A 12645-nucleotide genomic window follows, 5' to 3' on the forward strand; every position below is an offset into this window, starting at 1 on the left:
TTGAAAAAGTGACACAATTTAGTGAAGGTTGTTTATTAAACATTTTTTTTACTTGATCGTATTCCCGAATTTCTCTGCACGGTTTAAATATCCTGTTATGTCAACATCTTTGCCGCGTACAATTGCGACAATAACAATCAAGCAGGCACGAATGGACTCAATAACTTCCTTACCGGGCATTAATTTTCTATCCTTAATCTGCGTGAGGGCATTTGAAATTATGAAGTGCATAGCTGAGATAATCTCAGAACCAATTTTAGCAGAAAGTTCACCATTGGTATTCATCAGTTCGGCGAAAATTCCAATTTGCTCATAGTCAAATTCATCCTGGGATAATTTTTTCAGAAGTTGATCTAAGGGTTTTATCTGATCAAGAATCGTATTCTCATAATTTTGGATTAGAAAATCATCATCTGGTTTTTCATCATTAAGTATTATATTTTCTTTTAGTTCTTCAGTTTCATTCTTTTCAAAAACGTGCTCATCAACTACTCGTCTGGATAAATCCACACTGATTGATTTGGAAGCTACAGCTTCTGAATTATTAAATCCATTCTTCATTCGAACACACATCTCTTTGAATGTAACCGGAGTTACATTATTTAAGAGAGTATTAATTTCATTGATGAGCAGACTGCTGTGTTCCTTAAACCTCTCACTTAGCTTTAACATATCAACCTGAGATTGACTAAGAAAATTATAAATTTCACCAAGCTTGATAGCAAATTTCGAAAGCTCGGTAATCTTCTTCATTAATTTAATATCCTCTTCGAGGTTCGTTGATTTGATAATTAAATCTCTAATTTGTGAAACAACCTCGATTTGCTGTGTGGTTAATCGCAAATTATTAGAAGCCACCGTAATACTCTGTACTATGTATTGTTTTTGAAGATCCACTTTGAATAATTTTCAAAACTTCGTTAGAAAGAAGAAAAAGGATTGTTATCAAATTTTTGAAGTTTACAAAATAAAGATAACTACAATTCAAAAATATGAATTGCTAAAGCATTATAATAATTTTCTCAAAAATAAAAATTAATAACCAACCGATTCTTAAAAGTGAAAAAAAATTATTAAGTTCGTGTGTCAAATTTAATATTTCTTTGATGATTAGCCTATTTATTCGATGGCATATATGTTGTAACGGTTTGGAAACTCAGAATAATTACTGAGAATTTTATGTATTTTATGCTTGAACTAAACTAAATAATTTTCTAATGCTGACTGAATTCGGGAAAATTTTTATCTTCATATTAATAGCTGTCCTATTTGTTGTGATAGCATTAATCGCTGCAAAATTAATTCGCCCTGCCCGACCTACTCAAGAAAAAAATATGACTTACGAATGTGGTGAGACACCCGAAGGATCCCCATGGGTTAAATTTAATATCAGATTTTATGTGGTGGCTTTAATCTTTTTAATATTTGATGTAGAAGTAGTTTTACTTTTACCCTGGGCATTGGTTTACAAAGAATTTGGAATGTTCGGGTTTTTAACCGGAGCCATTTTTCTGGTTCTTTTAGGATTAGGAATGGTTTACGAATGGCGTAAAGGCGATCTTGAATGGGCACGACCGAAAGTGGTCCCTCCGAAACTTGACCTAAATAAAAATGAAATTGATACTAAATTATCTACTGAGAATTAAATGGGTCTATTAGATCAGCAGTTTAAAGACGAAAACATAGTGATAACATCAGTTGAAGATTTATTAAACTGGGCTCGACTGTCTTCGTTGTGGCAGATGGGTTTTGGATTAGCCTGTTGTGCTATTGAAATGATGGCAACTTCAGCTTCACATTATGACTTTGATAGATTTGGAGTAATCCCCCGCCCTTCTCCCCGGCAATCCGATGTGATAATTATTTCGGGTACGGTAACTTTAAAAATGGCAACACGAATCAAAAGACTTTATGAGCAAATGCCTGATCCCAAATATGTTATCTCGATGGAAAGCTGTTCCAACTGCGGCGGTCCCTATTGGGAACACGGCTACCACGTACTAAAAGGTGTTGATCGTGTAATTCCTGTTGATGTTTATGTGCCTGGGTGTCCTCCACGCCCTGAAGCTCTGTTAGAGGGCTTGCTTAAGCTGCAGGAAAAAATTAGAAACGAATCATTAGTTAAAAAGCCTGCATGAAAACTACTGAAGAAATATTTGTAATTCTTAAACAAAAATTCTCTGATGATATTTTAAATCATATAAAAGGACAACTGGTTGAAGAATATATTGAAGTTGGTCCTTCAGCAATAGATCAGGTATGTTTATTTCTTCGCGATACCGAAGATTTGATGTTTGACAATCTTATGAATCTTTCTGCTGTTGATGATTTTAATGGAAAAAAAATTAAAGACGAAACTGAAAAAGAAATAATGACCGGCGGAACTCTTTCAGTTTTCTATCATCTTGAATCAATGAAGCTCAACCAAAAAGTCACACTCAAAATTTCAACAAATCGGGACAACCCGGAGGTTAATTCAGTTGATGCCGTTTGGCATTCGGCAAACTGGCATGAGCGCGAAGCATTTGATTTATTAGGAATAAAATTTTTAAACCATCCTGACTTAAGTAGAATATTGATGCCTTATGATTGGGAATTTGGTTACCCTTTAAGAAAAGATTATGAAAATCCGGAATTTTATAACGGTATGAAAGTTCCCTATTAAATTTATGGCATTAAAAACTGAAGAAATGATATTGAATATGGGTCCGCAGCACCCCTCAACCCATGGTGTATTGCGTTTGGAACTTGAGCTAGATGGTGAACTCATCAATAAAGTTAAACCCCATATCGGATATCTTCACCGCTGCTTCGAAAAGCATGCTGAAGCAATGACTTATCCTCAAGTTATTCCATACACAGATAGAATGGATTATCTTGCTTCTATGGGAAATGAATTAGGTTATGTAATTGCTGTAGAAAAACTTTTAGGAATTCAGATTCCTGAAAGAGTTGAATATATCCGTGTAATTATGGCAGAACTTCAGCGAATTGCCTCCCACCTTGTGGCGCTTGGAACTTACGGCGCTGATATTGGTGCAATGACTCCTTTCTTGTTTTGCTTTAGAGACAGAGAAAAAATTCTCAGCTTATTCGAGATGACTTGCGGCGCACGCCTGCTTTACAATTATATATGGATAGGTGGAGTTTCCCACGACCTGCATCCTGATTTTATTAGACTTGCAAAGGATTTTGTCGTTTATTTCCGTCCCAAGATTAAAGAGTTGAATGATCTACTTACCAATAATAAAATTTTTATCGAGCGAACCGCTAATGTTGGTATTCTTCCAGCCGAGACTGCAATCAATTATGGAATTACCGGACCGAATTTGCGCGGCAGCGGTGTAAAATGGGATTTACGTAAAAATGATACCTACTCTATTTATAACAAATTTGATTTTGATATTCCTGTCGGCAAAGGTTTATTCGGAACAACAGGAGATTGCTGGGATAGGTATAATGTAAGAGTACTTGAGATGGAAGAGAGTTTGAAAATTATTGAACAAGCACTTGATCAAATTCCCGATGGTGATGTTTCCTCGGCGATTCCGAAAAGAATAAAACCTCCCGTTGGACAAGTATATTCAAGAGTTGAAAACCCGCGTGGTGATCTTGGCTATTTTATAATCAGTAATGGATCTTTGAATCCATTCAGAGTAAAAGTTCGCGCCCCTTCCTTTGTCTCATTGCAGGCTATGGACATTTTATGCCGGGGTCATCTTGTTGCTGATATAATTGCAATACTTGGAAGCATTGATATAGTTTTGGGAGAAATTGATAGATGATTTACGACAGTTTTGTAGATTTGTTTGGCAACGAAATTCTTGCAATGTTTCTTTCGGGAGCGCTGCCGTTAACTTTCATTTTGCTGTTTGTACTTTTTGCAGTTTTATTCGAGCGAAAAGTTTCTGCCCACATGCAGGATCGGCTTGGTCCAATGCGTGTTGGTTATCATGGGATACTTCAAACGGTCGCAGATTTATTAAAGCTTATTCAAAAAGAAGATATTATCGCAAGAGACAATGATAAAATTTTATTCAATGTTGCCCCTGTACTTGTCTTCGCCGGAAGTTATGCAGCCTTCGCCGCTATTCCATTTACTAGCACATATATCGGTTCAAATATTGATCTTGGATTATTTTACATTGTTGCTGCATCAAGTTTAGTTGTAGCAGGAATTTTAATGGCTGGCTGGGCTTCAAATAATAAGTACTCATTACTTGGTTCTATGCGGGCAGCGGCTCAGATAGTCAGTTATGAAATACCAACGATGCTTGTAATACTTGCTATCGTAATGATCACCGGAACCTTAAACCTGAGTACACTTAGCGAAATGCAAACAGGATACTTCTGGAACTGGATAATATTCGGCGGACCTGATTTCGGAATTGATAAGATAATTCTCATTCCGTTGATGATTGTCAGTTTTATTATTATTTATACAAGTTCGCTTGCCGAAGTAAATAGAACTCCATTTGATATTCCCGAAGCAGAGTCAGAATTAGTTTCCGGTTACCACACAGAATATTCAGGGATGAAATTCGCAATGTTCTTTCTTGCTGAATACGCAAATATGTTTGCAGTTTCTGCAATTGTTTCAGTATTATTTTTTGGAGGTTATCAGTCTCCTTTCGGCTATCTCGGCAATACTTTAGGCGTAGCCTGGCTGATTCCATTTGAACAACTATTTTGGTTTACTGCAAAAGGAATTTTCTTCGTCTTTGTTCAAATGTGGTTAAGATGGACTTTACCCCGATTACGTGTTGATCAACTTATGACTGCATGCTGGAAATATCTTATACCGATTGCGTTTGTCAATTTATTAGTTATTGGAATTATAACGATTTTATAGAATGAAAGAATACTTCCAAAATATCTATACTGCTCTAAGCACTATTTTAATAGGAATGAAAGTTACATTCAAACATCTGTTTGTTCCTGCCGTAACCATTCAATATCCGGATGTTCGATTAAAATTACCGGAAAGGGAGCGTAACCGCCTTTATGTAAATATGGATGACTGTATTGGCTGTGATCAATGCGCTAGAGCTTGTCCTGTAAGTTGTATAGAAATTGAAACGGTAAAATCTTTACCCACAGAAGATTTGGGCAAAACATCAAATGGAAAGAAGAAAGCTCTCTGGGTTACAAAATTTAATATTGATATTGCTAAATGCTGCTACTGTCAGCTGTGTGTATTCCCCTGTCCTACCGAATGTATTTATATGACAGATGTCTTTGAGTTTTCTGAATATGACAGGAACAATTTGATTTATAATTTCTCAACATTAACGCATGATGAATCATTGCAGAAAAAAAATAATTTCGCACAATTTGAATTAGTAAAAGCAGCCGAAAAAGAAGCCGCAGCAAAAAAGGCAGCGGAAGAGAAAATGCTAAAAGAAAAATTATCAACAGAAATCAAACCTGAATCTGAAAATAAGGCACAAAATTAAATGAGTGTTTTTGATATTATATTTTATTTATTCGCCGCTGTTACTGTAGTTTCAGCTTTCTTTGTTGTAACCACCAGAAATATTGTTCACTCTGCATTTTATCTCTTGTTTACTTTTTTCGGAGTAGCAGGACTTTATGTTTTACTCGGTTCCGATTTTTTAGCCATTGTACAATTAGTCATTTATGTTGGCGGTATTTTAATATTGTTAATATTTGGAGTGATGTTAACAAATAAGATAACAAATGTTGAAATCAAAACCGGAACCATGCAAATTCTGCCAGCCGCAGTTGGTGTCGGTTTATTTGCTGGAATCGTTGCCGCAGCTTTACTTAAAACGAACTGGATAACAATTAATAATGATGTCCCTTCTTCATCAGCCCGCTTCATTGGATCAATGCTTATTATTGATTACGTAGTGATTTTCGAATTACTCGGCATTGTTCTATTAGTAGCGCTGATCGGCGCGGCATCCATTGCGAGAAAATAAAATGGAAGTTGGATTAACACACTATCTTATCGTTAGCTTATGCCTTTTCTCACTTGGCATTTTTGGAATTCTTACCAGAAAAAATGCAATAATGGTTTTGATGGGAATTGAACTGATATTGAATTCTGCAAATATTAATTTTGTTGCTTTTTCAAGATTCGGCAATTTCGGATTTAACGGACAGGTGATGGCATTATTCGTTATTGTACTTGCAGCCGCTGAAGCCGCTATTGCACTGGCGATTGTATTAAATATTTATAAAACTTTCTCAACTGTAAACGTTGATGAAATTGACACACTCAAAGATTAAAAATTAAAGTATGAATCAAAGTACATTGCTAAATCTTTCTGTCCTGGTTTTATTTTTACCTCTTCTCGGGTTTGTAATTACTCTTTTGCTGGGTAAAAAGTTCAAAGCAATTTATTTATTTGAGATATTAATTCTGATTTCAGCATTCGCAATTTCCTCTGTAATTGCCTTTACGAAACTGAATTATTTTACCGATATCAATTTGGTTGAAGAATTTGAGTGGATAAATCTTAACAACATGCCGATCATCGGAAATGTTCCTATTGTGCTCGGGATAATGCTTGATAATATTTCCGTGCTTATGCTATTTGTTGTGTCACTTATCAGTATGCTTGTTCACGTTTTCTCAATCGCTTATATGAAAGGCGATTTACGCTACAACAGATATTTTGCCTACCTTGGAATTTTTACCTTCTCAATGAATGGAATAGTTCTTACACATAACATTTTAATGATGTACATTTTTTGGGAACTCGTTGGTCTTTCATCCTACTTATTAATAGGTTTCTGGTACGAAAAGAAATCCGCTTCCGATGCTGGTAAAAAAGCTTTTATCGTTAATCGTGTTGGAGATCTTGGGATGTTTGCAGGGATTTTAATTTTATTTACAACATATAAAACATTTACGTTCGATCAGATTTTTTATCAAATTTCACAAGGCAATCTTCCATTTGACAGCGGGTTCTGGTTAACAGTTACAGGAATATTAATATTCAGTGGAGCTATCGGCAAGTCAGCTCAGTTTCCACTTCACGTTTGGCTGCCCGATGCAATGGAAGGTCCGACGCCTGTCAGCGCATTGATTCATGCAGCAACAATGGTTGCAGCCGGTGTTTATCTTGTTGTGCGTGTCTTCCCCATCCTCACCGGCGATGCTCTCACATTTATTGCAATCATCGGTGCTTTATCTGCTTTTATTCCTGCTACAATTGCTTTAACGCAAAATGATATTAAAAAAGTTTTGGCTTACTCCACTGTAAGTCAGCTCGGATACATGATTATGGCGCTTGGAGTTGGTGCGTACTCTTTTGCATTCTTTCATCTTATTACGCATGCTTTCTTTAAAGCCTGCTTATTTCTTGGATCAGGTTCAGTTATTCATGCAATGCACCACGAACAGGATATTAGAAACATGGGCGGGTTAAGGAAAAAACTTCCGCTGACTTATGCTACATTTCTAATTTCTACGCTTGCAATTTCAGGTGTTCCACTAACTTCTGGATTTTTAAGTAAGGATGGAATCCTTGCAGGCACATTTGCATTTGGAAATTTAACAGGCAATTGGATATTTGCATTTGTTGGATTTTTCGTTGCACTGTTAACAGCGTTTTATATGTTCAGATTAGTCATTCTAACTTTTCATGGCGAGCCGCGTGATCAACATAAATATGATCACGCAAAAGAATCACCATTCGTAATGGCAATGCCGCTGGTTGTGCTTTCTGCATTGTCAATTTTTTTCTGGTACACGCCAAATCCAATTAATGCCGTGCAATGTTGATTTCACTTTTAGTTGCGGCATTTGGAATATTACTCGCTTTTACAATGTATCAATGGAAAAAAATTAGTGCCGATAAGTTAGCTGATCGAATTAAACCGCTTTATAATATTTCTTTGAATAAATGGTACTTTGATGAATTTTATAATGCCGTATTTGTCGGCGGCACATTATTGTTTGCAAAATTTCTTGCGTGGTTTGATGCTGCTATTGTTGATGGCGTTGTAAACGGTTCGGCAGCTTTGACAAGAGGATTTTCCAAATTTAGTGGAAAGTTTGACAGCTTTGTTGTGGATGGGCTTGTCAATTTTATGGCTTATCTCAGTGGTTTTATCGGGCTTTTGTTCAGAAGATTTCAAACAGGCAAAGTACAGACTTACTTAATGCTTGTTGTTTTTTCAATTGTAATTTTATTGTTTTTGTTTAAATCATTTTAATGAAATTTAGGTAAATAGATGGAACACTTTCCAATACTATCGTTTATAACTTTTCTTCCAATACTTGGGATGATATTAATTCTTTTCATTCCTAAATCCCTGGAAAAGTTAATAAAACCTTTTACGCTTTTAATCACCGGGATTCAGGTTGTAGTGGCGGGATTCATTCTCTACTATTATAACTATTCATTGGGTGGGGTGAATGATCCGTCATCATTTCAATTTATAGAAAAATTCAGATGGATTGATATTTCCGGCTTTTCCTGGATCGGTAAAATTAAAATTGATTATTATCTCGGAATTGATGGTTTAAGCATTCCATTAGTGCTTTTAACCGCTATTGTTACTTTTATTGCTACACTATCTTCGTGGACAATAAATAAATCAATCAAAGGTTACTTTGCTCTATTCTTATTATTAGATACAGGAATGATGGGAGTATTTGTAGCTTTAGATTTTTTCCTGTTTTATATTTTTTGGGAATTGATGCTTCTTCCAATGTATTTCTTAATTGGAATTTGGGGCGGTCCAAGACGTGAATATGCAGCAATTAAATTCTTTCTTTACACTTTACTCGGAAGTATTTTTATACTGCTTGTGATGATTGGGCTTTATTTCAGTACTATGGAAACGCTCGCTGACGGCAGTAAAGTTTTCTCTTTCAATTTGCTGACAATGATGAATCCAGACAACTTTACCGCTGACGGTATTTTATCGCCTCTTAATCCTTCGAACCTGCGTTTTATCGCTTACATAGCCCTGTTCATTGGATTCGCAATTAAAATTCCTATGTTTCCTTTTCACACCTGGCTTCCGGATGCTCACGTAGAGGCTCCAACAGCAATCAGCGTTATACTTGCAGGCGTACTTTTGAAGATGGGAACTTATGGAATACTTAGAATCAGTTATCCAATTTTCCCTGAGGTCACGCAGCAGCTTGTTGGGTACATTGCACTTTTTGAAATGATAAATAGTGTTTATGGCGCACTTACTGCAATGGCGCAAAAGGATTTTAAAAAACTTATTGCTTACTCTTCCGTTTCTCACATGGGATTTGTACTTCTTGGAATGGCTTCTATGAATACCTTTGGAATTTCCGGTGCAGTGCTGCAGATGTTCAATCACGGAACAATTACAGCAATGCTCTTCCTTATCGTGGGAGTAATTTATGACCGCGCTCATACTCGTGAGATAGATGCTTTTGGCGGATTAGCGACTCAGATGCCGATTTATTCAGGATTTGTATCTGTTGCTTTTTTTGCAGCGATTGGATTACCCGGCTTAAGCGGTTTTGTTTCTGAAGCATTTGTTTTTATAGGTGCATTCGGTAATTCATCAATTAGAATTATAACTATTATTGCAACTCTGGGGATTTTGCTCGGTGCCGGATATATGTTGTGGACCCTTCAGAGAGTATTTTTAGGACAGCTAAAAGATAAATGGACTGACCTGAAAGATCTAACAGCACGCGAATATTTCATGTTGGTACCGCTTGCTTTGATAGTTTTATTTCTCGGAGTTTACCCTTCCTTTATGCTTGATATGATGAATTCATCAGTCAATGCAATGGTAAAGTTTATGAATGATGCTCAATCGGTTTATGGTTCATTTTCATTATTTAATTGATAATTGGTATTAAAGTGGAATCTCTAATCAGCTCTATAATTTCAAGTATAGGTTTTATAAAACCAGAAATATCAATTTCAATCGGACTGGTTTTAATAGTTTTGATTGATTTAATTTTTCCAAAGAAGAAATTCTTACTGCCCATTGCTTCAATAATATTTTTCGCTGCAGCATCATATTTTATTGTCGAGCAATTTTCAATGAACAATTTTGCTTTTGGAAAAGAAGACTCACTTGGTATGATTTCCACTGATTCATTTGGAGCATTCTTTAAATTAATTGTAATAGTTGCATCATTAATAATCATCGCTTTTTCTGTTGCTTCAAAAGAATTAATTGCAAGCAGCGAGAGGCTTGGAGAATATTACACATTAATATTTGGAATGATACTGGGAATGTTTTTTATGATCTCAGCCTCCGATTTAATTCTAATCTACGTTTCAGTTGAATTGCTTTCACTTTCCTCTTACGTGCTTTCAGGTTTCACTAAAAATTCTTTACGAAACAGCGAGGCTTCTCTAAAGTATTTAATTTACGGTGGAGTATCTTCCGGAGTTATGCTTTTTGGAATATCACTGATTTATGGATTAACCGGTTCAACAAATCTTTATCAAATCAATTCCCTAATTCAGATGGCTCAATTCAATAGCTTAACCTTCTTACTTGCTGGCGTACTTGTGTTTGTTGGAATTGGATTTAAGATTTCTGTTGCACCATTTCATTTTTGGACACCGGACGTGTATGAAGGCGCACCTATTTCAATCACAGCGTTTTTATCTGTTGCAAGTAAAGCAGCAGGATTTGCTTTACTAATTAGATTTATTAAAATTACATTTATTCAATCTGTAGATCAGCAAGGTTTTTGGCACCTCGTAAATTTAATTGATTGGAAATCTTTTTTGATTTTGCTCTCAATTTTAACTATGACTTTAGGAAACTTTACTGCTCTGTGGCAGGATAATCTGAAACGTATGCTCGCCTATTCAAGTATTGCTCACGCCGGATATATTCTTTTGGGAGTTGCAGTTCTATCTAATGAAGGAATAGCTGCTGTTCTTATTTATTTCGCGATTTATGCATTTATGAATTTGGGCGCATTCTTAGTAGTAATGTTAATTGCGAATAAAATTGGCAGTGAAAATATTGATCAATACCGCGGTCTGGGATATGCTAATCCTTTCCTGGGAGTTTCGCTTGGTATATTTTTAGTCTCGCTGACGGGGTTGCCACCTACAGCAGGTTTTATTGCAAAACTTTATTTGTTCATTGCCTTAGTTGATGCTAAGATGATAGTGGTTGCCGTAATCGCTTTACTGAACACTGTAGTTTCACTTTACTATTACATCCGCGTGTTAAAAAATATGTTTTTAGTACAGCCTGAACTTCATGCTCAATCCTGGAAATGTTCAACTGCAAATGCGATCTTTGTTATTTTTATGCTTATACCTGTTTTGGTTCTTGGGATTTATTTCACTCCTTAATTAATCTTGCTAAAACATCCGTTAAACTACTTGGTTTCTAATTTTTAACTTTTATTATTTGCGAGTTTTACTTAGGTTTAAACACGACAATTAAAGTCGTATTTAACAATGCTAAAATTTACGAAAAGAACCGAATACGCTTTGATGGCTATGCGAGAGATTGCATTAGTAAAGAATGGTTCGATAATTTCAGCAAAAGAAATTGCAGAAAGAAATAAAATTCCTTTTGAGCTTTTGTCAAAGATTTTACAAAATCTGAACCGCTCGAATATTATTTTTTCAACACAAGGAATAAAAGGTGGTTACACACTATTAAAAGATCCGGAAATAATTTCTCTGTTAGAGATTATTAAGGCTGTTGAACCTAACTATCAGATCGTTGAGTGTTTTGATGACAATAGTAACAAGTATGAATGCTCATTATTAAACTGCTGCCAGATTAGAAATCCTGTGGCGAAACTGCAAAAAGAAATTGATAAACTTTTAAAAGCAACAACACTAAGACATATTATCTAAAAATATTTTAATAGAAGTATAAATGAAATTGAAAACTGATAAAATAAACTCGCTCGTTAAATCAATTGAATCGGATCATTCACAGTTAATGAAATATTTAAAATCACGTTATCCCCTGTTTCATAATTCAAATTTTTTCCTGAAGGATTTTCAATATGGAATTAAAAGATTTCTTGAGAGCAAAAATATAGAAGTAAATGAAGCAGAAGCTCGACAATTGTCTGCAAGCATTTCTCATTCATTTGAAACACGTGGAATTTTTATTAAAACAAATTCATTAGGATGGAAAATTAATTATCCTGATTTCGTAACTACAACTCCCGGTGATCCACTATAAATAAATTTTAATAAAGGAATAGAATATGCAGGACATACAATCAGAAACTGAAATTAAAGTAACTGAAAAAGCAGCTAAAGAAATAAAAAGAATTATGACAGGAAATCAGATTGCCGAAGGGTATGGTTTACGTGTCGGAGTTAAAGGTGGTGGCTGCAGTGGATTAACTTATTCTTTGGGATTCGATGTGGAGAAAAGAGAAGGTGATTCAATTATAGAAATGAATGGTGTTAAACTTTTCATTGATGGAAAAAGTCTTTTTTATCTTTCCGGAACTGAGCTTGATTTTAGTGATGGACTTAATGGGCGCGGATTCATTTTCAATAACCCAAATGCAAAAAAGACATGCGGCTGCGGCGAATCTTTTGGAGTCTAATTTAGAAACAATAAAATGACCAGAAAAATATTTTTAAAGACTGTTGGAGCAATATCATTTTTGCCTGCTGCTAATTCACTTTCAAAGCAATTAAATAATTTTTATAAAAATAATGAAGG

13 protein-coding genes and 2 pseudogenes are annotated in these 12645 nt (G+C 35.3%); 14 read left to right on the forward strand and 1 reads right to left on the reverse strand.

The annotated features are described in order from the left end of the window. Positions 1 to 48 precede the first annotated feature (48 nt). Positions 49 to 858 (reverse strand): hypothetical protein, encoded by an 810-nt coding sequence (locus tag IPH11_19400; GenBank protein ID MBK6915717.1) that lies wholly within the window; start codon positions 856 to 858, stop codon positions 49 to 51. Positions 859 to 1217: 359 nt separating this feature from the next. Between IPH11_19400 and IPH11_19405 the strand changes: the two genes are divergently transcribed. The 14 genes and pseudogenes from IPH11_19405 (at position 1218) to IPH11_19470 (ending at position 12526) form a co-directional block, all read left to right on the forward strand. Beyond that, positions 1218 to 1646: an NADH-quinone oxidoreductase subunit A gene (locus IPH11_19405; protein ID MBK6915718.1), complete on the forward strand. Its 429-nt coding sequence runs from the start codon at positions 1218 to 1220 to the stop codon at positions 1644 to 1646. Beyond that, positions 1647 to 2138: an NADH-quinone oxidoreductase subunit NuoB gene (nuoB, locus tag IPH11_19410; GenBank protein ID MBK6915719.1), complete on the forward strand. Its 492-nt coding sequence runs from the start codon at positions 1647 to 1649 to the stop codon at positions 2136 to 2138. Beyond that, positions 2135 to 2665, forward strand: coding sequence for an NADH-quinone oxidoreductase subunit C (locus tag IPH11_19415; GenBank protein ID MBK6915720.1), 531 nt, complete (start codon positions 2135 to 2137; stop codon positions 2663 to 2665). Before nuoB ends, IPH11_19415 begins: the two co-directional genes overlap by 4 nt. Before the next feature lie 4 nt (positions 2666 to 2669). Further along, positions 2670 to 3785: an NADH-quinone oxidoreductase subunit D gene (locus tag IPH11_19420; GenBank protein ID MBK6915721.1), complete on the forward strand. Its 1116-nt coding sequence runs from the start codon at positions 2670 to 2672 to the stop codon at positions 3783 to 3785. Then, positions 3782 to 4852: an NADH-quinone oxidoreductase subunit NuoH gene (gene nuoH / locus IPH11_19425; protein MBK6915722.1), complete on the forward strand. Its 1071-nt coding sequence runs from the start codon at positions 3782 to 3784 to the stop codon at positions 4850 to 4852. The genes IPH11_19420 and nuoH overlap by 4 nt, the downstream gene beginning before the upstream one ends. A gap of 1 nt (position 4853) precedes the next feature. Beyond that, complete coding sequence (locus IPH11_19430; GenBank protein ID MBK6915723.1) at positions 4854 to 5456, forward strand: NADH-quinone oxidoreductase subunit I; 603 nt, start codon at positions 4854 to 4856, stop codon at positions 5454 to 5456. Beyond that, positions 5457 to 5945, forward strand: coding sequence for an NADH-quinone oxidoreductase subunit J (locus IPH11_19435; GenBank protein MBK6915724.1), 489 nt, complete (start codon positions 5457 to 5459; stop codon positions 5943 to 5945). Position 5946: 1 nt separating this feature from the next. Next, the gene (gene nuoK / locus IPH11_19440; GenBank protein MBK6915725.1) at positions 5947 to 6255 is read left to right on the forward strand and encodes an NADH-quinone oxidoreductase subunit NuoK; all 309 of its coding nucleotides are present in this window, start codon (positions 5947 to 5949) and stop codon (positions 6253 to 6255) included. 10 nt (positions 6256 to 6265) lie between these two features. Beyond that, positions 6266 to 8190: pseudogene (nuoL, locus tag IPH11_19445) on the forward strand (NADH-quinone oxidoreductase subunit L). An 18-nt stretch (positions 8191 to 8208) separates the two neighbouring features. Beyond that, entirely contained in the window at positions 8209 to 9816 is a 1608-nt protein-coding gene (locus IPH11_19450) for an NADH-quinone oxidoreductase subunit M (protein MBK6915726.1), read from the forward strand. 26 nt (positions 9817 to 9842) lie between these two features. After that, a pseudogene (locus IPH11_19455) lies at positions 9843 to 11338 on the forward strand (NADH-quinone oxidoreductase subunit N). 67 nt (positions 11339 to 11405) lie between these two features. Further along, complete coding sequence (locus tag IPH11_19460) at positions 11406 to 11813, forward strand: Rrf2 family transcriptional regulator (GenBank protein MBK6915727.1); 408 nt, start codon at positions 11406 to 11408, stop codon at positions 11811 to 11813. A 22-nt stretch (positions 11814 to 11835) separates the two neighbouring features. After that, positions 11836 to 12150, forward strand: coding sequence for a hypothetical protein (locus tag IPH11_19465; GenBank protein MBK6915728.1), 315 nt, complete (start codon positions 11836 to 11838; stop codon positions 12148 to 12150). A 25-nt stretch (positions 12151 to 12175) separates the two neighbouring features. Then, complete coding sequence (locus IPH11_19470) at positions 12176 to 12526, forward strand: iron-sulfur cluster assembly accessory protein (GenBank protein MBK6915729.1); 351 nt, start codon at positions 12176 to 12178, stop codon at positions 12524 to 12526. The last annotated feature ends 119 nt before the right edge of the window (positions 12527 to 12645 follow it).

Source organism: Ignavibacteriales bacterium (genome assembly GCA_016709155.1).
Classification (GTDB): Bacteria; Bacteroidota; Ignavibacteria; order Ignavibacteriales; family Ignavibacteriaceae; genus JADJEI01.

Coding starts and splice junctions, on each gene's coding strand:
- IPH11_19405 (MBK6915718.1), top strand. CDS start 1,218: ATGCTGACTGAATTCGGGAAAATTTTTATCTTCATATTAATAGCTGTC.
- nuoB (MBK6915719.1), top strand. CDS start 1,647: ATGGGTCTATTAGATCAGCAGTTTAAAGACGAAAACATAGTGATAACA.
- IPH11_19415 (MBK6915720.1), top strand. CDS start 2,135: ATGAAAACTACTGAAGAAATATTTGTAATTCTTAAACAAAAATTCTCT.
- IPH11_19420 (MBK6915721.1), top strand. CDS start 2,670: ATGGCATTAAAAACTGAAGAAATGATATTGAATATGGGTCCGCAGCAC.
- nuoH (MBK6915722.1), top strand. CDS start 3,782: ATGATTTACGACAGTTTTGTAGATTTGTTTGGCAACGAAATTCTTGCA.
- IPH11_19430 (MBK6915723.1), top strand. CDS start 4,854: ATGAAAGAATACTTCCAAAATATCTATACTGCTCTAAGCACTATTTTA.
- IPH11_19435 (MBK6915724.1), top strand. CDS start 5,457: ATGAGTGTTTTTGATATTATATTTTATTTATTCGCCGCTGTTACTGTA.
- nuoK (MBK6915725.1), top strand. CDS start 5,947: ATGGAAGTTGGATTAACACACTATCTTATCGTTAGCTTATGCCTTTTC.
- IPH11_19450 (MBK6915726.1), top strand. CDS start 8,209: ATGGAACACTTTCCAATACTATCGTTTATAACTTTTCTTCCAATACTT.
- IPH11_19460 (MBK6915727.1), top strand. CDS start 11,406: ATGCTAAAATTTACGAAAAGAACCGAATACGCTTTGATGGCTATGCGA.
- IPH11_19465 (MBK6915728.1), top strand. CDS start 11,836: ATGAAATTGAAAACTGATAAAATAAACTCGCTCGTTAAATCAATTGAA.
- IPH11_19470 (MBK6915729.1), top strand. CDS start 12,176: ATGCAGGACATACAATCAGAAACTGAAATTAAAGTAACTGAAAAAGCA.